We start from the raw sequence: 22,489 nt of genomic DNA, 5'->3' as shown, positions 1-22,489 counted from the left end.
CGGTTCCTCTTCCGGGTACGGTTCGCGATCAGAGCGGGTCGGGGGCGAGGACCGTGTAGCCCGGCACCTGGTCGGGGATGATGAGCTGGGCCGTGCCCGAGGGATTGGACGACGACGCGACGGCCGACTGGACGACGGAGTTGAGCAGCTGCCGCGCGAACTCGCGGAGAGCCTGTGTCGGCGACATGTCGCCGTTGGCGATGAACGCCCGGAGCGTGGCCACCTGCTGCAGAGTCGCCGGATCCACGTCGCCGAAGCCGAACGCCAGGATGGTCGGATGAGCCCGGAAATCGCGGCTGACCAGCTCCTTGTGCTCGACGTGCCACTCGTCCGTCGGGAGGCCGTCGGTGAGGAAGAACACCGTGGGCCGGTACGGCGCGTGCCCGGCCTGCTTCAGCCCCGCGACGTCCTGCTCGATCGTGCGCTTGAGCAGGGAGAACGCGGCGCCATAACTCGTCGTGCCGCGCGGGGACAGCTGCGGAATGGAGTGCACGTCGTTGAGGTCGGCCAGCGGGAGCAGCACCTCGGCGGTGCTACTGAACCCGATGATGCCGAGCCTGGCCCGGTCCGCCACGACCGGGTTGCTCGCGATCTCCTGGTAGATCAGGGGGAGCTCCTGGTTGATGGCATCGAGGGGCGGTCCCTGCATGGAGTACGACTCGTCGCAGACCAGATAGAAGGGGAGTACCTGTTCGCTCATCAGGTGGTCCTCAGCTCTCGGTGATGGGGGAGCAGCCGCCGGAGACGAAGTAGATCTCCATGGAGATCGACCCGCTCGGGGCGGCGAGGTCATGGAAGTTGCGGGTGGCCGCGGTCTGGAAGATGTTGGGGAACGCCTTGCTCGCGGCCGCGTTGACTCGCGTGGCCAGATGGACGCCTTCCCCCGCGCCTCCGCTGGCGCCGAAGGTCAGCACCATGCCGGCGTGCCGCCCGGCCAGGCGCTTCCTGTGCTTGAGCAGCTCGCGCCGCACCGTGCCGAGCAGCTCCTTGTCCGAGGCGCCGGAGTTCACCCGGAAGGAGATCTTGGTGGGCTTGGCGGCCACCCCGGCGGCGCGGGTGACGCAGGGCGATGGGGACGGGCTCGGCGAGGGCGAGGCGGTTCCCTTACCCGCAAGGGGCTTGGCCGGGATGGGAGGGGGCGCCTGCGCGCCCAGCATGATGATCGTGAGCCCCAGCAGCAGGTCGGCGAACAGCCAGCCTGCGAGGAGCAGCGACGGCGCCGAACCGCGACGGCTGATCACGAGTGCCATCCCTCGGACCGCTCGCCGCTGTTCCCCGTGGTGCCCGGGGCGGCGCCCGTGTCGAGGGGTGCCTGGCCATGCGGATCATCCGCAGGTCCGGCCGGGACCTGCGTGCGGTCCGGGCCGGGCGGGGTGCCGGCGCCGGAGGATCGCGCGGCACCGCTGACGAGGCCGGCGGTGACGGCCGCGGCGGCCTGCCGTACCGCCTCGTCCAGCCGGGCGATGGCGGCCTGCAATGCGGTGATCTCGGGGCCGGTGACCTCACGGACGGCCGCCGGAACCTCCTGGAGAGACCTGGCAAGGTCCGCGGGCAGCCGGTCCAGGGCGTCCCGCGTCTCCTCCAGCAGCCGTACGGTGCGGCCGGCGGTGTCCGAGACCATCTCGATCCTCGCGGCATGCGCGCTCGCGGTCCCGGCCCAGTCGTCGAGGGCCTCCCTGATGTCGGCTCCGGCGCCGCCGAGCACGGCGGAGAGGGTGCCGCTGCCGCTGGTGAGCGCATGGCTGATCCGGTCGCCGCTTTCGGTGGCGGCGGTCTCCACCCGGCCGACGGCGGAACCGATCCCGGCCGTCGCGCTCACCAGCTCGCCGACCCGCGCGTCCAGGCTCGCCGCCGTGTCGCGTACGGCCTGCCCGGTCGAGCTCGCGAGGTCGCGGACGACCTGGCCGGTCGAGTCCGCCAGGTCCCGCACGGCCTGGCCGGTCGAATCTCCCAGATCCCGCACCACCAGGCCTGTCGAGGCCGCGAGATCCTTCACGACCTGCCCCGCGGATGTCGTCAGATCCCGGACGACCTGTCCTGTGGACGACGTCATGTCGCGTACGGCCTGCTCGGTCAGCGTCGCCAACTCGTCGACGGACTTCCGTACGCCGCTGGTCGAGTCGAGGATGACGGTGCTGAGCCGGTCGCCGACACGGTCCACCGCCTTGTCCGTCTTCTCGCCGACGGAGTCGATGGCGTAGGCGGTGCGCTCGACCGAGTGCAGCAATGTCTCCGCGGCGGAGGAGACCGCGGCCATGTGCTTGTCGAGGGTCGCGATCGAGTCCCGCACCTCGGCGACGCCCGCCGTCAGCGCGTCCGTGGCCTGGCCGGTGGCCTCCAGCGCCTTCTCGAGTTCCTCCACCACCTGCGTGTGAACCTTGCCCATGGTCCTGCCGACCTTGTTCAGCTCGCTCGCGCTCTTGGTCAGCTCGGCCTGGAACCGGGCCGGCGAGGCCAGCTTCACCTGACCGAGGTGCAAGGTCGCCTTGGTCAGTGCGGCCAGCAGGCGTGAGCGAAGGGCGGACGCCTCTTCCTCGGCCCTCTGCTCGATCGAGCGGCGCAGGAGCCTCTCCCACAGAGTGATGACGATGAGCGCGCCGATCACCCCCAGGGTCATGAAGGCGATGCTGTCGAACCGCAGCCAGCCCGGCAGCCTTCCGTCGAAGCCCTGCTGCCACATCTCCAGGAACGGCCGGCGAGCCGCCTCGACGCCTGCCGCCGCCAGGGTCTCGCCGTACGCCGTCGTGGCCATCTTGAGCCCGAACCAGGTGGTGACGATGGGGAGGAAGACGAGCACAGGCTGCACCACATCGATGATCTTGTGTGCCTTGTGCCCAATACTTGAGTCGGCCGGGATCGAACGGACCGACTCTCCGGGTGGGAAGGCGGCGAACAGGTCCACCTCGCACCATCGCTCGGCCTCATCGGGCGTCAGGACGGCCCACGCCAGCTCGCGAAGCTGTTCCGCCCGGGGCTTCAAGCCCGGATGCTTGGCGAGCACGCGGAGTTCAGCGGCAAGATCCTGGTCCATCACGGAAGACCGATGTCCTCTCGTTAGATTCGGGTCAGCGTCAAAGGGGATTCCGGATGGACCGGTCCAGACGCGAGAAATCGGCGTGATCTTCCCGATTGCGTGGTGCAAGTGTCAACTATTGCACCGGCAAATGGTTAGAAATGCCTATGCGGGTGGGGGTGACGTTGGATCCCGGCCGTCAGTTCCGGGTGAGGGTCCAGGCACCGTCGGCGTGGACCGTGACAAGCCGGGTGCCGACGGGCAGGAGGGCCTTGCCCTTGTAGCGGCCGATCTCGTTGAAGAGCAGGTCGCCGTAATAGCCGATGCGGGGGTAGGCGTGCACGATGAAGTTGGACTCACCGCCGTGCGCGGCGCGTACGGTGTGCAGCCCGCGGGTGGGGGAGAGCTTGAGCACCTGGTCGCCGGTGCCCCGGATCGTCGCCGAGCACCAGCAGCGCGCCTTGGTCAGGGGCAGGAACGTCGCCGTCCAGGCTCCGTCGGCCTTGATCTCCAGCCCGATCGTGCCCCTGGTGCCGTAGTCGTTGTAGAGCACGGTGCCCTTGTAGGGCCCGATCTCGTTGACCAGGTACTCCCCGGCCTTTCCGCGCGGGTCGACGGTGTGGACGATGAAGTTGGAATCGCCGTCGTGGGTGAAACGGATGAGGCCGGGCTTCTTCGTGGCGTGGATGCGGATGACGTCGTCACCATCGCCCCGGTAGGTCGTGTCGGCGTGGGCGGTGGCCGGCGTCGTGAGGGCGGCGGTGGTCAGGGCCAGTACGGCGAGCATGCGGCGGAACATGGGCGTTCTCCTCAGCGGGGATAGCGGTCGGTCCAATAACTGTGTGAGGTGGGTTCCGTCAGGAGGTCGTAGGTGATCTTCACGAGGGTCCGGCGGCCTTCCACCGCGTCGACCCATTCGGCGGGCAGGAACCTGAACCCGTGCCGTGCGCCGAGGATGCTGCCGCAGATGGCGCCGGTGGAGTCGGAGTCGCCGGAGTGGTTGACCGCCAGAAGGAGGGCCTTTCCCGGGTCCGGCTCGGCGAGCGCGCAGTAGACGGCGATCGCGAGAGCCTCCGCCGCGACCCACCCCGCCCCGAGGGATTCGACCGCTTCGGCTGTCGGCTCGGGCCCGGCGGCCAGGTGGACGGCGGCGCGCAGCGCGCTGACGGTCTCCTCGTGCGCGGGACAGGTGGTGAGCCGGCCGAGCGCCCGTCGTACGGCCTGCTCCAGCGGGTCGCCGTGAACGAGGTCGTGGATGATCGCGGCGAACGCTCCGGCGGACAGCGAGGCCGTGGGATGCCCGTGGGTGAGGTAGGAGCAGCGGGCCGCCGTCTCGAACGGGTCGAACACCGACAGTCCGAAGGGCGCGGAACGCATCACGGACCCGCAGCCCTTGGAGAGCGGGTTGATCTCGCCGATGGCGCCGGGGGCGGGGACGTTCACGTGCCGCCCGGCGGCGTACAGCCCGGACAGGCAGGCCATGCCCGGCGCCCGCACCGCGTACAGCCACCTCTCTCGCCTGAGCCACCCGTTGCGCAGGGCGTCGTCCGCGGCCGGCGGCTCGGGGAACTGCTGCGTGTCGAGCCAGCGGAGGTAGGAGTTCCGGACGGCCTCGACGGGGTCGATGCGGTGAAGCCGTGCGCGGATCAGCCCTTCCGCCGTGAACAGGGTCATCTGCGTGTCGTCGGTGACCTCGGTCGAGACCATGTCGCGCAGTCCGTCCGGTCCATGAGTGGCGCGGATCTGTGCCAGGGACATGAACTCGACGGGGCTGCCCAGAGCGTCTCCGACGGCGCCGCCGAGCATGCAGCCCATGACGCTGGAGTAGTAGCCCACGCTCACCGTGCCAGGGAGACGGTCACACCATCGGAGAACAGCGAGTCGTGCAGCTCGACCGCCTTGAGCCTGACGTCTTTCGGCACGTCGAACAGCAGGATGCCGTTGACCGAGTTCCCCGGGTTGATGTTGTTGAGGAACGCATTGGAGTCCTTGAGCCCGAGCGCGGCGGCTCCGGAGTCGGCGTCGAACGTGCGGCCCTTGGCGTCGATGAGCTTCTGCGCCGAGTCGCTGAACATCTGCGCCTCGTCGCCGATGTTCTTCACGGTCAGGTGGATCAGGACGTACTGCCCCTGGGCCTTGGAGACCGTGAAGCCCTCACCGACCTGGGACAGTCCCTTCTCGACCTTGGTGACCTTGAACGCGAACTTGCCGTCCTTGACCACGTCGCCCAGCCCGGGGACCTGCGGCTTCTTCGCCTTGTGGGTCTGGGTGGCGTGCTCGGGTGTGTCGGTCAGGCTCGCCTGGGTGTCGCTCTGCCCACCGCCCTTGAGGATCGTTCCAAGGACGATCAGGCCCGCGAGCACGGCGGCGCCGATCAGGAGCGCTTTCAGGCAGCCGCCGCCCTTCTTCTGCACGACGACGGTCTGGGGGTAGGGCGGCGGGTAGCCGTGCGGCGGCTGCTGCGGGTTCGAGTGCATGGGGACGCCTTCTTCGTCGTTGCCGGCCGGGAGTCCGCGGCGGGGGTGTGAACGGGGACGGCTGCAAGTAAAGCATGCTGTGAATCGCACACACAACCTATCGGCGGGTTGCATTCACATATGGCTCTGTGTCATGTTACTTGCGGCGCGCAAAGCGGTGAATCCGCCCGAACCGGTCGCGCCTTGTGACATCAGCACGGAGGGTGCGTGCAGCCGCTGTTGACGGGTGATCCACGCAGGATCGGTCCATACCTGGTCGTCGGCCGTCTCGGTGCGGGCGGCATGGGAGTCGTCTACGCGGCCGTGGACGGCTCCGGCCGGCGCGTGGCGGTCAAGCTCGTCCATGAGACCCTGTCGGTCGACCTCGAGTTCCGTCGCCGCTTCAGCCGGGAGACCTCCGTACTCGCCGGAGTCGAGGGAGCCTGTCTCGCCCGTGTGCTCGACTCCGATGCCGGGACCGAGCGCCCGTGGCTGGCGACGGAGTTCATCCCCGGGCCCACGCTCGAACAGCACGTGCAGGCCGAGGGGCCGCTGACCGGCGACGCACTGTACGGCCTGGCCGCCGGAGTCGCGGAGGCGCTCGTGGCCATGCACGCCGCCGGGGTCGTGCACCGCGATCTGAAGCCGCCGAATGTGATCTGCTCGCCGCAGGGGCCCCGGCTCATCGACTTCGGTATCGCCAAGGTCCTCGACTCCACCTCGATGACGCACACCGGCACGCTGATCGGCTCGCCCGGGTGGATCAGCCCCGAGGAGTACGGTGAGGGCCATGCCGGCACCCCGGCCGACGTCTACGGCTGGGGCCTGCTGGTGCTGTACGCGACCACGGGCGAGCCGCCGTACGGCACCGGCCGTCCCGAGGTGCTGGCCTACCGGGTGCGCGAGCAGATCCCCGACCTCCAGTCCGTGCCGGAGGACCTGCGTGACCTCGTCGGCCGGGCACTGGCCAAGGACCCCGCGCAGCGGCCCGCCGCCGCCGACGTCCTCGCGGCGGTGACCGAGACCTGGCAGGGCGAGGAGCCCGGGACGGAACCGGGCGACGTCACCTCGTTCATCCAGCGGACCTGGGTGCTCCCGCCCCACGAGGCGCCCGGCTGGCCGGAGGTCCGCGTCGCTCCCGCTCCGCCGACCAAGGTCCTGCGGCCGGAGGAACCGGCGACCGCCCCGGCGGCGGTCGAGTCCGCCGGGGCTGTCTCCGGAGCCGACGGCGCACCGGTGACAGTCGTCGCCCGGCGATCCGGAGCGTCGTGGATCCACGCCTACGTGGCGACCGCGGCCGCGGTCACCCTGATCACTGTGACCGCCATCATCGCCGCGTCCGCATCGGAACGTTCCACACCCGCCGTCTCCCAGGCAGCGCCTGCAGCCTCGGTGCCGGCCCCCGCCACGACAGCGACGGCCACGACGGTCCCGGTCACGACGGCCACGGCCACTCCGACGCCGGCGGAGAGCCCGAAGAAGAAGCCGGAGGCCGAGAGCAGGAGGGTGTCCTTCAAGGGCGTCTCGCTGACGCTCCCCAAAGGCTGGCGGATGACCACCGACGGCGACGATCGGGCCTGCGTGGAGTCTCCCCGGTCAGGGGGAGCCGACGGTCCCTGGGACTTCTTCTGCCGCCCCGATTCCATGGCCGTCGAGCTCACGTCGACGAAGGACGACTGGCCGGGCTTCGGCATCGAGGATTCCGAATTCGGCTTCATGTGGGGGCAGCACGTGCCCTGCCTGACGGGAGGGGGCGTGCTCCGCGATCCGTACGGATCGGTTTCGGAGGACGAGGGAGAGGCGGGGCTGTACTACGGCATCGATCCCTATGCCTCGCGGCTCGTCCACTCCGGGCTGGCGAAGATGCGCGACGGCAGGAAGGCGTACTACCGGGAGTGGCAGGTCGCCTGCGAGGTCAACCTCACGTACACGATGATGATCTGGTATCTCCCGCAGTCGAAGGTCGCCTTCTACGTGCTGAGCGCGCATCCGGAGGACCGGAAGGGGTTCAGGCAGATCATCGCTTCGGCTGACCTCCGGGGTTATAAGCATGCGGCTAAACTGTGAACGCCGTACACGTAAATCTTGACGGCGTGAGCCGGGGACGATGAGGAGGCCGATGATGGCGGGGGACGAGGCGACCGTCACCGCGGCCGATATCGCCAGAATGGTCGGCGTCGGCCGTGCGGCCGTGAGCAACTGGCGAAAGCGATACGAGGACTTCCCGGCACCGGTCGGCGGCACCGCGACCAGCCCCACCTTCTCGCTCAAGGCCGTTGAGGAGTGGCTTCTCCACCAGGGCAAGGTCGAGGAGGTGCCGCTCAGGGAACGCGCCTGGCAGCAGATCAGGAACGCCGCCGACGACCTGCACCTGGGAGCGGTGGTCGCCGAGGCCACCGAGCTCCTGCTGGGCCAGGGGGAACGCCGTCTCGTCGCCGCTCCCGCCTGGCGGCTGCTGCAGGAGCTCGCCGAGGAGCAGGGGAGCGCCGAGGCGGCCCGGTTCCTTCTCGACCGTTACGCCGACGTCCACTCCCGCCGCCTGTTCGAGACGCCGCCGGAGATCGCGCAGTTCATGGCGAGGCTGGCCGGCCCGGACGTCCGATCCGTCCTCGACCCCGCGTGCGGTCTCGGGACACTCCTCACCACGATCCGCCATCTGGACCACGCGTACGGTCAGGAGGCGGACGACACCGTCGCACGCCTCGCCCGGACACGGCTGGCTCTGGCGCAGATCGAGGGATCGGTGGGGACCGGTGACTCCCTGCGCTGCGACTCCTGGCCCGATCTCACTGTCGATGCCGTGCTGTGCCACCCGCCGTTCAACGAACGCAACTGGGGCTACGACGACCTGGCCAGTGACCCCCGCTGGGAGTACGGGCTGCCGCCCAAGGCCGAATCAGAGCTCGCATGGGCGCAACACGCCCTGTCACACCTGAAACCCGGCGGCATCGCCGTCATGCTGATGCCCGCAGTGGCCGCCAACCGCCGGTCAGGCCGGCGGATCAGGAGCAACCTCCTCCGGCAGGGAACGCTGCAGGCGGTCATCGGCCTGCCGTCGCGGATGGGCGTGGGCACGGGCCTACCTCTGCACCTGTGGGTCCTCCGCAAGCCGGCCGAGGGCGACCCGGTCCCGTCCCACGTTCTCATGGCCGAGGCCGAGCCGGAGACCTTCGGCGAGATCGCCGATCGCTGGCGGGAGTTCCGTTCCGCTCCCGGCCAACGGGCGGAACAAGCAGGGCCGGTGTGTGCCGTCCCCGTCATCGAGTTGATGGACGAGAACGTCGACCTCACCCCCGGCCGGCATGTGAGTGTGGAAGACCAGGCGCCGGCGCAGCAGTTTCCGGCGGTCCGCGAGCAGTTGCTCAAACGTCTGGAGCGGTTGACCACGATGGTCCCCGAGGCCGTTCCCGCTCCGGCCAAGACGATGCCCTCGGTCGACCTCGCCGAGATGGAGCGGGCCGGGGCGATCAAGGTGTTCAGCTCGGGACGGTTCGACATATCCGGATCGGGCGACATCGTCATCACCGATCAGGACCTTTTCTCCGGCACCACACCACAGTCCCGCACCCAGCCGGACGATCGCATCGTCACAGAACCGGGTGACGTCGTCGTAGCCGCCAGAGCAGGCGAGTTCGCGGTGAGAGTCGTCACGGAGAAGGGCATCGTGCTCGGCCCGCGGCTGACCCTCCTACGGCCCGACCCCCAACGGATCGACGGGTACTTCCTCGCGGGCTTCCTGAAGGCGACCTCTGCCGGGCCGGGCAGCGGCTCCCAATCGAGCATCAGCCGATTCGACCCGCGCCGCGTGGTGGTGCCGCGCATGCCCATTGAGGAGCAGCGACGGTACGGCGAGGCCTTCCGGAAGGTCTTCGAGTTCGAAGACGAGCTCCGGAACCTCGACATCGCCGGCCGCGCCACCGCCGCCGCCATCGTCAAAGGCTTCGGCACCGGCGAGCTCACTCCTCCGGCCTGAGAATCTCGTCCTATCTCAGACGGTGCGATCGGCGCGGCCGCCGCGAAAGACGATGTCGGCCGTCCACGCCTTTTTCCCTGGCCCTCCCTGGCAGGCTTTGTTGTAGCAGCGCCAATACCAATTCCCGTTGCTACGGCGACGCAGATCGATTTGCCGCTGCCGGCAGCGACCGCAGCGAGGCGGCCGGCTGAAGTCCTCCGCGTGCTCGTGCTGCAGGATCTTGCGGGCGAAGTGGCCACCGCGCATGGTCACCATCACTTCCCGTGTCCGGTGCTGGGAGAGCACGTTGAGGCTGCCCAGCATGACGAGGCGCTCGTCGATGACGACGATCTTCTGGTGCATGTCGTTGACCTCGATGACAGCCGGGACGATCGAGCGGAGTTCTGCCAGGCAATCGGCGAATCTCTCCTTCTGCTGCAAGGAGTCGCTGGGATCCCGGACGAAGACCGTGACGCGGACGCCCCGGGCCACCGCCTCCTTCAGCGCGGGGAGGATGGCCCTGACCCGCCTGGCCACCCAGGGGGACCACAGCCAGACGGAGTGGCGTGCTTCGGCGAGGCGGGCGGTGAAGGTCTCATAGAACGAGCGCTCGTCGTCGACGGCGGTGATCTCCACGTGGCGTCCGAGGACGTCGGCCAGCCGGGCGCCGAAGGGACCGAGGTCGGCGGCGACGTCGGCGGGTGGTGAGATCAGCTTCGTCGCCTCCAGCCGACGGATCTTCCGCTCCTGGTGTAAGGCGGCGAGGTGACCGAGTGCGGTTCCGGCGCGTGCATGAAAGAGTCGTTCGCCGCTTCCGATGACGTAAAGCCGGGTCCTGACGCGCGTGACGGCGACGTTGAACAGCCGCAACCCCTCGCGCTCCCAGCGCCCGGCGCCAGGGCGTGCGGATGCGTCGGCCATCCACATGCCCCCTCCGCGATGCCCTTCCACCGTGTCGAAGACGACGATGGGGAACTCCCGGCCCTGGAAGCGATGGGCCGTGCCGACCTCGACCAGCTGCCGATCAGCTTGCTCGATGTCGCGCAGCGCCTCCAGGGTGGCCTCTGCCTGCACGCCGTAGGGGGTGACGATTCCCGCAGTTTCGCCGTCGTCCTGATGAAGGTCGATGAGGGCACGGGAGAGCAGGATTCCCGCCGGCCACCAGCCGCTCTTGCGGCCCGTACGGTGGACCTGGGCCAGCTCGTGCAGGCCGTCCGTGTCGACGAAGACGATCTCCGGATCGTCGGCGGTGCGGGGCCGCACTCCGGCGCCCGCCTTGAGGACACCGCCGTAGGCGAGACGGTTGGCCAAGTCCATGACATGCGGACCGAAGCGGTGCTGGGTGTCCATGACCAGGCAGCCCTGGTGCTTCGCGGCGGCCTCCGGCGAGGCGACACGGCAGTGTTCGTAGACGTCGGGGACCAGCCAGCGCCGGATGTCGGGCCGATCGCTGTCTTTGATCGGATTCGGCAGCACCGCGCCGAGCTGCATGAAGTCGCCCAGCAGAACGGCGGAACCCGAGGCCTTGGCCGTGGCCAGGAGGACCTCCGGCAGTGTCGCGGCTCCGACCTCGTCGATCAGCACGACGTCGTAGGGGCCCGCGAGGACGGCCTTGGTGGTGCGGAATCTGGCAAGCGTCGTGGCCACCAGCCGCGCCGCTTTGATGATCTCTCCCTGGGCGTCACGGGCGAGCCGGTCGTACTCCTCCTGCAGCTCGCAGTGCCGTTTTTCCAGTTCGGTGCGGCGAGTGGCTTCCCGAGACGCCTTCCTGCGCAGTGTTTCGGCCTCCGCATGGTGAGTGGGCCATTCGTGCCGCTCGCACTCGGCCACCAGCTCTTCCGCGGCCCGAGACATCGCCTCGGCCTGCCGTAGGCTTTCGAGGCGCTCCAGCGTCGCCATTTGAGTCGTCTGCAGAACGCTGAGCTCGGCGGCCGCCCGGCGCGCGGAGTCCTCGCGGCGCGTGATCTCGTCAGGCCCGAACGGGATGCGGGCGACGACCTGCGCGAGCGCCGCTTCGGTGTCCTCGCGGAAGCGTTCCGCCGTACGGCGGGCCGTCGCAGCGTGGGAGCGCAGCTCATCTCGGAGGGACACCGCGCCCACGAGCGCGCGCTCGTGCTCCGCCAGCCTGCCCCGATCCCGCCATCTGACCTTCCCCGAAGGGCGCCGCAGCTTGCTGATCTCGCCTTCGATCCGCGCGCAGTCGCTTTCCGCGAGCAGGGCGCGGGCCTCGGCCTGTGTGGCGGCCTCCTCGACCTTCGCCACTTCCCGGCGTTTCTCCTCGACCCGCTGCCACTCGCGCCGCGCGGGGAGCGTCTCGGCGGCCGCCCGCTCGGCGGCTTCGCATCGCCGCTGCGCGTCCGCCACAGCCCGTGCGCCGTTCTCCGCGGCCCTTTCGCATGCGGTGAGAGCCTCCGCCAGGGACTCGGTGCCGAGGCCGGGCGTACGCAACCGGATGCGCGCCTTTTCGTATGCCGCGGCGTCGAAGCCGGTGAGCCGGGCATCGAGATGGCGCAACCGGTCTTCGTCGCGACGCATCTCCAGAAGCTGCTCCGCCACGGCCCGGCGTCGCTCTTCGACCTCGGCCAGCCGCGTGCGCACCATCAGAGGCAGGCAGACGTCCGGATCTTCGGCGACCTCTCGAAGCTGCGGCGGCCCCACCCGGACGACCTCGCCCGGCCGATGACGCTGCTGTGCCAGCACTCCCTTCAGGGCGTTGTCAACGGCGATGTTGGTGCTGGAGACCAGCAGGATCCGCTTGCCGGCCGTTATCAGGTCGCCGATCGCGGCCTGCAGCAGCCGCGTCTTCCCGGTCCCCGGCGGTCCCCAAACCAGCCAGACGCCCGCTCCGAGGCAGGCTCGGTATGCCAGTTGCTGGGCGGGCAAGAGCCCCGGGGGCGCCGGAGCCTCCGACAGCGTTCCGCCGATTTCGCCGCGGGCGAGCAGGTTGGCGAGGCCGCCGTCGGGGAGCCCGGCGATGCCGTCGCGCAACGCGGTGAGCAGGAAGTCCGGCGGGTGCCGCAGGATCCAGACGTGCGGGTCGGGCGGGGCGGCGAACTCTGCCACCCGTATCCGCAGCAAACGTCCTTCCACCGTCGCGTCCATGGCCCGAAAGCCGGCCTTGACGCTGTCCGGTGCCGCACCCGCCAGACATAACTCGGTCAGATGGTCGGCGCTCAGATCCGAACCCCGGATGTCGACCACGAAGATTCCGGGCTCGGCGGTGGACCGCGCGGCACCGACCCGCCGCCATTGCGGCGCTCGCCCGCCTCCTCCCTCCAACGCGATCCACTGGTCCAGTGCCGTGACCACCTCATCACGCCAGCCCAAGCGGCCCCTCCACGCCAACGACGCCCCCATGTGGCCGAACGCCTGTCCATCCGGCGACGTTTGCCCGGCAGCCGATGCTAAATCATGCGCTGAGGCGTCTGGATTTTGTCCTGATGTTTCGCATGGCATTCGGTCCGTCGTTATTGTTGGCGAACGGTCCTTGATTCGAAACTCGCACAATAGAGCGAATGCGTGATTCGGGAGAATTCGCGGTCGGCGACAGCGGGTGGCTGCCACCTCGTTCATGAGCGCAGTCGCCGCCTGGAGTTGCTCCCCGGCGCCGTTCGATCACACGCCGGGCACTCGTAGCGAAGGTCCGGCTGCCCCGCGCGGTCCTGCTCATAGCGGACGAGCATGCGCCGGCAGCGTCCGCAGTCGTCGCCGGGACGGCCGCTCCCGGGTGCCGATCCCGAGCGCCGCCGCTGCATGCGCCGTACGGCGTCGGCGAACGCGTGGTGCTCGGTCCGCAGCACGACACCGGTGCCGGGGCCAGTTGGGCGCTCGCCCATGGCACTCGGCTTCGGACTGGTCTGCCCGCGACGCTCGGGGCCGTGACGAGCGGGCTCTCGGGGTAGAAGGCCGTGCTGACGATGTGGCCGATGTGCTCGCGCATCCGATATTGCTCGGTGAGGGCGGCCAGGCGGGCGGGCATCCGGCCCCCGGACACGGCGCTCGTGATCCCCGCCTTCTCGAAAGGGCTGCGCCGCAGCCATTCCTGTGCGGCCGGGGTGTCCGCGACGGTGACCGGCGGCAGCTGGCGGAAGTCCCCGGCGATCACCGTGTGCCCGCGGCCGGCCCCGGCGACGAGCATGGCGAGGGCCGCGCTGGTCATGCTGGCCTCGTCGAGGACTGGTCTTGCCGGTGCCCGGTGGGCCCCACAACCACGTGAGCGTCGGCGCGAGGGCAAGCTCCACGGCGTTGCGCTGCCCGGCGTTGAGACCGTCCAGCTCTTCAACAGGCAGTCTTCCGTGTGCGGTCGAGACGCGGCCCCGCTCCGGTGACACAACGGCCAGCGCGGCGGCCGCGTCGAAGCCGGGGCCGCCGTGGGCCGGCTCGTCCAGTCGCTCGCTCTGGGCCGTCAGCAGCCACGACAGGTCCAGCCGCAGGGTGGCCTCCCGCGCCGTAGGAGCTCCCGGAGGCAGCGAGAGGGTGACGACGTTGCCGAAGACCGAGACCGCCTCGACCTCGATGGCGAGCTCCTTGACGATCAGAGTGGCCGGACTTCCCTCGGCCACGCCGAGCTCGCCCTGGGCCTCGTACCGCATCAGCACACGGCGGCCCGCCGCACCCGCCTCGCTGCCCCCGGACAAGGGCACGTCGCTCTGCGTCCGGCGGTTCGTCACGGTCTTCAATCCGTCGCGCAGTGCTCGGGCCGCTCCCGCGGCCACCTCGGCCCAGCCTGAGGGGACGGGCCCGACAGGTGGGACCGGCTCGACGGCGGGAAGATCGGCCGCCTCCGCCGGACGCCGCACGACCGCTGCCGCATGTCCCTCGAAGAGGTTCTGCCGGGGGGCTCCTGCCGCGGGGGTCCTTCGGCGACCGGTGCGGCCCGGCCCCGGGGCACCCACAGCTCGCCGTCGAGGTCGGCGATTCCGTGGGTGACGCAGGTCTCCCAGAGCAGGCCGAAATCGATGCGCCGCAGGCCCGCCTGCTGCACCGCCTGCAGCAGCGCGTCGCGTGGCACGGGACCGGACGCGAGCGCCTTCTGCACCACGGTGCCGAGCTTCGGCTCCCGGCGATCCGCCATGTGACTCCCATCGGCCGGCGTCGGGGGCTGTCATGTCTAGCGCATGTTCGGGGCCACTAGTAGATCACTTGTGAATTCGAGACACAATCCTATCTTGGTGTAGACAGGTATTGATGATCTGGCGTAGATTGCGGCGCGTGCTTCCGGGCGGGATCTTCCCGCAGTCGGCTTTGGACCGATCCTTCGGGCCATGATGCAGAAGCCGCATTACGGTGTCTTGGTGTAGCGGAGCACGGCGCAAGCTGGCAAGGGTCGTCGGCGAGGGGTGAACGGGTGACGAGCGCGACGTCGGAAAGACCGGCCATCGGCGAGCTGGTCGCGATACGCGGGCAGCGATGGGTGGTCGGGGAGGTCCAGCCCGGCGAGAGCAGCACGCTGGTGACCCTGCAGAGCGTCGAGGACGGACGGTATGGCGACACGCTGGAGGTCGTCTGGGAGATCGAGCCCGGCCGCCGCGTGCTGCCCAGCGGTTCGCTGCCCGACGTGACTCCCGACGGGTTCGACTCGCCCGAGCGGCTGGCCGCGTTCCTCGACGCCATCCGCTGGTCGGCCGTCACCAGCGCCGACGTCAAGACGCTGCAGGCGCCGTACCGGTCCGGAGTGGCCATCGAGGACTACCAGCTCGAACCGGTCTCCCGCGCCCTCGACGCGCCCCGCGTCAACCTGCTGCTCGCCGACGACGTGGGCCTCGGCAAGACCATCGAGGCTGGGCTCGTCGCCCAGGAGCTGCTGCTGCGCCACCGCGCCCGGACCGTGATGATCGTGTGCCCGGCCGGCCTCACGCTCAAGTGGAAGGACGAGATGGCCGAGAAGTTCGGCCTCGACTTCACGATCATCGACACCGAGCGCTGCGCGCAGGTCCGCCGTACGCACGGCAGCGCGGCCAACCCGTTCACGGTCTATCCGCTGAGCATCGTGAGCCTGCCCTGGCTGCGCGGCCAGAAGGCGCAGCGGCTGCTCGACGAGGTGCTCGACCCCGGCGCGATGGAGCGCCGCTTCGACCTGCTCATCCTCGACGAGGCCCACCACGTTGCGCCCGCCGCGCCCAAGCAGGTGTACGCCGTGGACTCCCAGCAGACCAAGCTCATCCGCCGCCTCGCCCCGCACTTCACCCACCGGTTGTTCCTGTCGGCGACCCCGCACAACGGCTATCAGGCGTCGTTCACCGCGCTGCTGGAGATCCTCGACGACCAGCGGTTCGCCCGCGGCGTCGACCCCGACCAGGCCGCCGTCAAGGAGACGGTCATCCGCCGGCTCAAGCGCCACATCGTCAACGCCGACGGCACCAAGCGGTTCGTCGACCGGGAGGCGAGCGCGATCCCGGTCCTCTACCCGCCCGACGAACGCCAGGTGCACGACCTGCTCAAGCGGTTCGCGCAGGTGCGCCGGGCCAGGCTCAACAAGAACGTCAAGGGCCGCAAGGCCGCCGACCTCGTGACGCTGCTGCTCAAGAAGCGCCTGTTCTCCAGCCCTGCCGCCTTCGCCCACACTCTCGACGTCTACCTCGACGGCGTACGCGAACCCGTCGAGGTCAGGCAGGACGACGACGCCGACGTCGAGGAGTGGATCGACGACTTCTGGGAGGAGACCGCCACTCTCGACGACGAGCCGCTCGCCGAGGCCGAAGACGACGCGCTGTCGCTGGCCGCGCCGCTGCAGGGCGTCGCAGGCGACGAGGAGATCGAGCTGCTCCAGCGCATGCGCGCCTGGGCCCGCGACTACGAGTCGTCGCCCGACACCAAGGCGCGCGAGCTCATCAATTACCTGCGGGCCGTCTGCCGCCCCGACGAGCACTGGTCGAACGAGCGGGTCGTGGTCTTCACCGAATATCGCGACACCCAGAAGTGGCTGGTCGACCTCCTGCGGCAGGAGGACCTCGGCGACGAGCACCTCGCCGTGCTGCACGGCGGCATGTCGGCCGATGAGCGGGAGCAGCTCCGGGTCGCGTTCCAGAAGGACCCGAGCGAGCATCCCGTACGCATCCTGGTCGCCACCGACGCCGCCAGTGAGGGCATCGACCTGCAGAACCACTGCCACCGGCTGGTGAACTACGACATCCCGTTCAACCCGAACAAGCTGGAGCAGCGGATCGGCCGCGTCGACCGCTGGGGCCAGAAGCGCACGCCCGACATCCGCCACTTCGTCGGCACCGGCTGGGACACGGCCGTCGACTCCTACGAGGCCGACCTGGAGTTCCTGTCGCGGGTGGCCAACAAGGTCGCGCAGATGGAAGAGGACCTTGGCTCGGTCAACGCGGTGCTCGCGCGGGCCGTGCAGCGGCGCATGCTCGGCGACATCGCCGACTACGACGTCGAGCAGGCCGGTGATCCGGCGAGCGCGGTCCCGGCCGAGACGAACGTCCGCGACCAGGTGCGCAAGCTCCGCGCCAACCTGGACGAGACCGTCGCCGAGCTGGGCATCACCCCGGCGAACGTCAAGCGGGTCGTCGACACCGCTCTGTCGCTGGCCCGGCAGCAGCCGCTCACACCGCATCTCGACGAGAAGCACCTCACCGAGGGCCTGTTCGATGTGCCGCCGCTGACCGGTTCATGGGAACGTGCGGGCGCCGGGCTGCTGGCCAAGACGACGCGCAAGGACGAGACACCGCGCCAGAGGCCGGTGACGTTCGACCCCGAGGCCACGCTCGACCCCGAGGGCCGGGTGCGCGACGACGTCGTGCTCGCCCACCTGGGGCACCCGCTGGTCGCCATGTCCACCCGGCTGCTGCGCGCCGCCGTCTCCAACGCCGAGATCGGCCTGCATCGCGTCACGGCCGTCGTCAGTGACGACCCCGCCCTGGAGACCACCCTGGCCGGGGCGTTCTCCCGGTTCGTGCTGGTCGGTGGTGACGGTGTGCGGCTGCACGAGGAGGTCCTGTATGCGGGCGGCTGGGTGCCGTCCGACAGCGGCCGGTTCCGCCGCCTGGAGAACCTGACCGTGCTCGGCGGCATCCTCGACCGTGCGCTCACGCAGGGAACCCCGGCCTCTGCCCCCGTACGGCACCGCCTGGCCGAGGCGTGGCCGCGGGTGGCCGGGCCGCTGCTGCAGTCGATCGACTGGCGCACCGAGCAGAAGCGCGGCCAGCTCGAACGCAAGCTCGCCCAGCGGATGGAGGCCGAGCAGGAGCGCGTCAAGGCCAACCTGAAGCGGTTCGAGGCCACCCTGCGGGCCAAGCTCGCCGAGGGCGACCAGGACGGCGACGCGCTGTTCAGCCGCCACGAGGCGGTGTCCAAGGAGGAGCGGGACCAATACCGCAGAGATCGCAGATCCTGGGAGGAACGCCTGGCCGGGCTCGGCCGTGAGCGTGACCGGGAGCTGGCGGAGATCGCGGCGCGCTACCGCGACCCCAGGCCGCATCGGTTCCCAGTGGCTGTGGTCTTCGTCGTGCCGAGGCGGGAGGCAGTCCGATGAGCAGATTCAGGAGCATAGTCAGCAAGGACGTCGACCACCAGGGGTGGCTCGCGCTGGTCGAGGTGAGCGGGCCGTTCCTCAGCCTCCCGGTGCTGCGCGCCACCTGGCCGGCCCTCGATGCGGTCGACAAGCAGCGGCGCGACAGGCTCCGCCTCGCCCACACCGCCTGGCAGCAGGGCGGCGACCGCCGCGACTGGATCGAGCACGTCCTGCGCGGCCTGCTGCGCTGGGACGATGCCGTCCACATCGGCGGACTGGATCACCTGGCGCTGGGCGTCCCCGAGCACGAGACCACGATCACGCCGTCGTTCGCGCTTGCCGTGCCGGGCCACCAGCCCAAGCCCGACACCGTACGGCTGCTCGGCATGATCACCAGCGGGCATCCGACGGCCCGCATGAAGCACGCCAAGTGGGCCGCCACCCCCGCCGACCGGATGGCGCAGCTGTGCCGTCACCACGGCGTGGAGCTGGGCCTGGTCACCGACGGCCGCTGGTGGACGCTGGTATGGGCCCCGCGCGGGGGTGTGACGACCACGGCCACCTTCGACGCGATCCCGTGGCCGGAGGCGGCCGAGCGCGACGTGCTGCGCGCGTTCGTCTCGCTGCTGGGCTTCGACCGGTTCTTCTCGTTCCCTGACTCCCAGCGGTTGCCGGCGCTGCTCAAGGCCAGCCTCGACAGCCAGGAGGACATCACCGAGGCCCTCGGCGTGCAGGTGCGCCAGGCCGTGGAGTTGCTCGTCGCCGCCATCGGCCGGGCCGGCGTGCCCGACGACGTCACCGCGCACGAGGTCTACCGCGGCTCGGTCTCGGTCATGATGCGCGTCGTCTTCCTGCTGTTCGCCGAGGAGCGCGGCCTGCTGCCGTCCGACAACAAGGTGTACGCCACGGCGTACTCGGCCGGGCGCCTCTGCGCCGAGCTGGAGCAGCGCGCCATCGAGGGCAGCGAGGAGGAGCTGGAGAACAGCCACGCCGCCTGGCACCGCCTGCTCGCGCTGTTCCGCGCCGTGCACAGCGGGGTCGAGCACCCGCGCCTGACCATGCACGCCCACGACGGGTCGCTGTTCGACCCCGACGCGTACGCCTGGATGCCGCTCACGATCGACGACCGCACGGTCATGCACATGCTGCGCGCCGTGCAGTACGTCGAGGTCGGCAGCGGCAAGAACCGCGAGCGCCGCACGCTCAGCTTCCGCATGCTCGACGTCGAGCAGATCGGCTACGTGTACGAGGGACTGCTGTCCTTCGACGGCTTCCGCGCCGCCGATGTGGTCGTCGGCCTGGTCGGCAAGCCCGGCCGGGAAGAGGAGGTCGAGCTCCACGACCTGGAGGCGCTGGCCCGAAACGCTTCCGGTGACCTCGCCGAGAAGCTGGCGGAGAAGTACAAGGACTCGGGCATCGGCAGCGTGGCCGCGCTGCGTAAGCGGCTCGCGCCGCTCGACGAGGCCGGCGCGCTGGAGGCCACCCGCAGGCTGCTCGCCGTCACCGGCGGCGACGCCGACCTGGCCAGGCGGCTGCTGCCGTTCGCCGGGCTGCTGCGCGACGACCTGCGCGGCCTGCCCGTGGTCATCCTGCCCGGCGCGCTGTACGTCACCGAGTCGGCCCTGCGCAAGAACACCGGCACCCACTACACGCCGAAGTTCCTGGCCGAAGACGTGGTCAAGAACGCGCTGGAGCCGCTGGTCTACTCGCCGGGACCGCTGCAGACGGCCGACCGCTCACAGTGGAAGCTGCGCAGCTCGGCCGAGATCGTGGGCGGGGACGGCCACCGCGGCCTGAAGATCGCCGACATCGCCATGGGCTCGGCGGCGTTCCTCGTGGCCGCCGCACGCTACCTGGGGGACCGGCTGGTCGAGGCGTGGTCGCAGGAGGGCCGCGAGGAAGCGGCGGCCTACCTGGAGACCGCCGAGGAGCGCACGGCCGACGCCGACGCGGACCCGGTTGTCATCGAGGCCCGGCGGCAGGTCATCGAACACTGCCTCTATGGCGTGGACATCAACCCGATGGCCGTCGAGATGGCCAAGCTGTCGCTGTGGCTGGTGTCGATGGACTCGTCGCGGCCGTTCACCTTCGTGGACGACCGTCTCGTGGTCGGCGACGCGCTGCTCGGCATCACGTCGCTGGAGCAGCTCGAATACATGCACCTCGTGCCGTCGCGCGGGCGCAAGCTGTTCAGCGACTCGGCGCTCGACTTCACGGCGGACGTGCAGCGCATGGTGCGCGGCACCGCCGACAAGCGGCGGCGCCTCGTCGACATCTCTGTGGAGGAGAACGGGATCGACGCGCTGAACAAGAAGCGCAGCATCCTGTTCGAGATCGACAGCGAGACCCGCCAGCACCGGCTCTTCGCCGACCTGCTGGTCGGGGCATCGCTGAAGTACGCCGTGGAGCAGGGCAAGATCAGCGATCGTGACGCGGACCCCGAGGTCGGCAAGCTCCGCGGCTTCGACCGGGCGTCGTTGCAGGCGGCCCATCTCGCCAGTGCCGTCGTCCACGGTGAGCCCGGCAGTTGGCCGGCCGCCGAGGAAGCGCGGAAGGAATGGCTCGCCACCGACCAGGTCCCCGGCACCTTCGACCGCCGGCCGGTCCACTGGCCGCTGGTCTTCCCCGAGGTCTTCGAAGAGAAGCCCAGCGGCGGTTCCGCAGAGCCAGGCGAGACCCCGGACCGCTCGACCTCGGCAGGTGCCGGTTTCGACGCCATCATCGGCAACCCGCCCTTCCTCGGCGGCCAGCGGCTTACGGGGTCATTGGGTGTGGCCTACCGCGAATACATGGTCGATGCGATCGGCCGCGGTGCCCGCGGCAGCGCAGATCTAGTGGCCTACTTCGTGCTCCGCGCCCACGGCATCCTCAACGGATGCGGTCAGACGGGCTTGATCGCCACGAACACCCTTGCTCAGGGTGACACCCGAGAGGTCGGTCTCGATCAGCTTGTAGCCGAGGGCATAACCATTCGCCAGGCCATCAAGAGCAAGCCCTGGCCCTCCAGATCCGCCGTCTTGGAGTACTGCGCTATCTGGACCACTCGTGCTGCCATTAGTGATCAGGTTCAGCGAGTGGCGGACGGCGTTGCAGTTTCAGCCATCACGCCGTCGCTCGACCCTGAGTCCCGCGTATCGGGGAATCCGTATCGGTTATCCAGCAGTGCCAATACCTCATTTATTGGCTCCTACGTGCTCGGCCTGGGTTTCACAATGGAGTCGGAGGCTGCTGAGAGCATGATCGAGCGCGATCCGCGCAATAAGGACGTGCTCTTCCCCTACTTGAATGGGCAGGACCTCAACTCCCGACCGGACTGTTCCGGGAGTCGCTGGATCATCAACTTCCATGACTGGTCAGAGGAAAGTGCCAAGACCTACACCGAGCCGTACGACCAGGTACGCCGACTAGTGAAGCCTGAGCGGGACGGTAACAAGCGAGCAGCACGTCGTGAACGGTGGTGGCAATACGCAGAGCGTGCTCCCAACCTCTACGAAGCTATCAAGAAGCTTGACCGGGTCATTGTGATCACACTGGTGAGCAAGGTCGTGATGCCGGCGATGGTGTCGACCGGGCAAGTGTTCGCGCATAAGCTTGCTGTATTCGCGACGGATGACACAGGGATGCTATCGATGCTGTCGAGTGCGCTGCACTATTGGTGGACAGTTACGCGAAGCTCGACGATGAAGGCGGACATCAACTACTCGCCGTCAGATGCGTTTGAAACGTTGCCGCTGCCCGAGTTGACCGAGGAGATGCGGGATCTCGGCGACCGGCTCGACACGTACCGGCGGGAGCTCATGGTCGCTCGTCAGGCCGGCCTGACCGCGACGTACAACCTGGTCAACGATCCGGCCTGCCAGGACGAGGACATCGTCGAGCTGCGCCGCATCCACCGGGACATCGACACAGCGGTCTGCCGGGCCTACGGCTGGAACGACATGCTCGACAAGCTCGAGCACGGCTTCCATACGGTCGGCGGCCGGGAGACCCGCTACACGGTCGGCCCCTACGCACAGCGCGAGTTTGTGGACCGTCTTCTCGAACTCAACCACGCCCGCTACGCCGAGGAGGTCGCCAAGGGCCTGCACGACAAGAAGAAGCCCGCCAAGCCCAAGCCGGCCAAGCCCGCCCGCGCCTCCAAGGACGCCGAAGCCGCCCCGCCCGGCCTGTTCTGAACCGGTAGCGGCTCGCCTCGGGAGCGGTCATAGTTCGACTGACAGCCGATGCACTTCAGCCCGTTTGCTGAGCCCAGAGCGATTGCCTGACCAGCAGCGTCGGCGAGCAGGGAGACGTCCCCCTGCTCGCCGGACTCCGGAGAGGAGCGAGGCGTGCCAAACCTTCCCCAGGTGATCACCACGAGGGGTAGCGACCGTTACCACGCGAGCGAGGAATGCCCCATGTGGCTCGCGGGCCGGCTCGGCAGCGAAAGCCAGGGCAACCGCCTGCATAACGTCCTACAAATGTCCGAAGCGGAAGCCCGAGCCGACGGCTGGACTCCATGCCCCGGCTGCATGGGCACCGAACACATGTAAGCCCGCTGAAGCGGCCCGAGGCCGCCCCTCTCGGCCTACTGCGTGTCGGGAGTCACGCGGTTTCACTTACAG

Annotated in this window: 13 protein-coding genes; 4 read left to right on the top strand and 9 right to left on the bottom strand. The window is 69.4% G+C overall.

What is annotated here, in order from left to right; genetic code table 11:
• Positions 1-28: 28 nt before the first annotated feature.
• The 6 genes from HCK04_RS13970 to HCK04_RS13945 form a co-directional block, all read right to left on the bottom strand.
• Positions 29-700 (bottom strand): VWA domain-containing protein, encoded by a 672-nt coding sequence (locus tag HCK04_RS13970; protein ID WP_142647664.1) that lies wholly within the window; start codon positions 698-700, stop codon positions 29-31.
• Between the two features lie 10 nt (positions 701-710).
• Entirely contained in the window at positions 711-1,250 is a 540-nt protein-coding gene (locus HCK04_RS13965; RefSeq protein WP_142620898.1) for a hypothetical protein, read from the bottom strand.
• Positions 1,238-3,031, bottom strand: a complete 1,794-nt coding sequence (locus HCK04_RS13960; protein WP_142647662.1) for a methyl-accepting chemotaxis protein — start codon at positions 3,029-3,031, stop codon at positions 1,238-1,240. Before HCK04_RS13960 ends, HCK04_RS13965 begins: the two co-directional genes overlap by 13 nt.
• A 181-nt stretch (positions 3,032-3,212) precedes the next feature.
• On the bottom strand, positions 3,213-3,812 hold the full coding sequence (locus HCK04_RS13955) for a hypothetical protein (protein ID WP_142647660.1): 600 nt from the start codon (positions 3,810-3,812) through the stop codon (positions 3,213-3,215).
• A gap of 11 nt (positions 3,813-3,823) precedes the next feature.
• Positions 3,824-4,855 (bottom strand): ADP-ribosylglycohydrolase family protein, encoded by a 1,032-nt coding sequence (locus HCK04_RS13950; protein WP_244312810.1) that lies wholly within the window; start codon positions 4,853-4,855, stop codon positions 3,824-3,826.
• On the bottom strand, positions 4,852-5,490 hold the full coding sequence (locus tag HCK04_RS13945) for a DUF4352 domain-containing protein (protein WP_142647658.1): 639 nt from the start codon (positions 5,488-5,490) through the stop codon (positions 4,852-4,854). The genes HCK04_RS13950 and HCK04_RS13945 overlap by 4 nt, the downstream gene beginning before the upstream one ends.
• A gap of 207 nt (positions 5,491-5,697) precedes the next feature.
• Here HCK04_RS13945 and HCK04_RS13940 point away from each other — a divergent pair, with 207 nt between their 5' ends.
• The gene (locus tag HCK04_RS13940) at positions 5,698-7,536 is read left to right on the top strand and encodes a serine/threonine-protein kinase (protein ID WP_142647656.1); all 1,839 of its coding nucleotides are present in this window, start codon (positions 5,698-5,700) and stop codon (positions 7,534-7,536) included.
• A 52-nt stretch (positions 7,537-7,588) separates the two neighbouring features.
• Positions 7,589-9,442, top strand: coding sequence for an N-6 DNA methylase (locus HCK04_RS13935; RefSeq protein WP_168065919.1), 1,854 nt, complete (start codon positions 7,589-7,591; stop codon positions 9,440-9,442).
• 15 nt (positions 9,443-9,457) lie between these two features.
• Here the strand turns inward: HCK04_RS13935 and HCK04_RS13930 are convergent, their stop codons facing one another.
• The 3 genes from HCK04_RS13930 to HCK04_RS13920 all read right to left on the bottom strand — a co-directional run bounded on the left by HCK04_RS13930 (position 9,458) and on the right by HCK04_RS13920 (position 14,495).
• Positions 9,458-12,748 carry an AAA domain-containing protein gene (locus HCK04_RS13930; protein ID WP_205830219.1) on the bottom strand — a complete coding sequence of 1,097 codons (3,291 nt, stop codon included), beginning with the start codon at positions 12,746-12,748 and terminating at the stop codon, positions 9,458-9,460.
• A gap of 242 nt (positions 12,749-12,990) precedes the next feature.
• Positions 12,991-13,257, bottom strand: coding sequence for a hypothetical protein (locus tag HCK04_RS13925; protein ID WP_142647651.1), 267 nt, complete (start codon positions 13,255-13,257; stop codon positions 12,991-12,993).
• An 839-nt stretch (positions 13,258-14,096) separates the two neighbouring features.
• Positions 14,097-14,495 carry a hypothetical protein gene (locus HCK04_RS13920; protein WP_142647649.1) on the bottom strand — a complete coding sequence of 133 codons (399 nt, stop codon included), beginning with the start codon at positions 14,493-14,495 and terminating at the stop codon, positions 14,097-14,099.
• 273 nt (positions 14,496-14,768) lie between these two features.
• On the opposite strand from HCK04_RS13920, the gene drmD reads away from it, so the two are divergent.
• Both drmD and HCK04_RS13910 read left to right on the top strand, forming a co-directional pair.
• Positions 14,769-17,906: a DISARM system SNF2-like helicase DrmD gene (drmD, locus tag HCK04_RS13915; protein ID WP_142647647.1), complete on the top strand. Its 3,138-nt coding sequence runs from the start codon at positions 14,769-14,771 to the stop codon at positions 17,904-17,906.
• Positions 17,903-22,060, top strand: coding sequence for a type IIL restriction-modification enzyme MmeI (locus HCK04_RS13910; RefSeq protein ID WP_185948973.1), 4,158 nt, complete (start codon positions 17,903-17,905; stop codon positions 22,058-22,060). Before drmD ends, HCK04_RS13910 begins: the two co-directional genes overlap by 4 nt.
• Positions 22,061-22,489: the final 429 nt, after the last annotated feature.

The organism is Microbispora sp. CL1-1 (genome assembly GCF_012034195.1).
Classification (GTDB): domain Bacteria; phylum Actinomycetota; class Actinomycetes; order Streptosporangiales; family Streptosporangiaceae; genus Microbispora.
Note: the sequence above shows the minus strand (reverse complement) of the source record. Positions and strands in the feature narration are given on the sequence as shown.

Coding starts and splice junctions, on each gene's coding strand:
- HCK04_RS13965 (WP_142620898.1), bottom strand. CDS start 1,250: ATGGCACTCGTGATCAGCCGTCGCGGTTCGGCGCCGTCGCTGCTCCTC.
- HCK04_RS13920 (WP_142647649.1), bottom strand. CDS start 14,495: ATGGCGGATCGCCGGGAGCCGAAGCTCGGCACCGTGGTGCAGAAGGCG.
- HCK04_RS13960 (WP_142647662.1), bottom strand. CDS start 3,031: ATGGACCAGGATCTTGCCGCTGAACTCCGCGTGCTCGCCAAGCATCCG.
- HCK04_RS13945 (WP_142647658.1), bottom strand. CDS start 5,490: ATGCACTCGAACCCGCAGCAGCCGCCGCACGGCTACCCGCCGCCCTAC.
- HCK04_RS13970 (WP_142647664.1), bottom strand. CDS start 700: ATGAGCGAACAGGTACTCCCCTTCTATCTGGTCTGCGACGAGTCGTAC.
- HCK04_RS13910 (WP_185948973.1), top strand. CDS start 17,903: ATGAGCAGATTCAGGAGCATAGTCAGCAAGGACGTCGACCACCAGGGG.
- HCK04_RS13925 (WP_142647651.1), bottom strand. CDS start 13,257: ATGGGCGAGCGCCCAACTGGCCCCGGCACCGGTGTCGTGCTGCGGACC.
- HCK04_RS13955 (WP_142647660.1), bottom strand. CDS start 3,812: ATGTTCCGCCGCATGCTCGCCGTACTGGCCCTGACCACCGCCGCCCTC.
- HCK04_RS13935 (WP_168065919.1), top strand. CDS start 7,589: ATGATGGCGGGGGACGAGGCGACCGTCACCGCGGCCGATATCGCCAGA.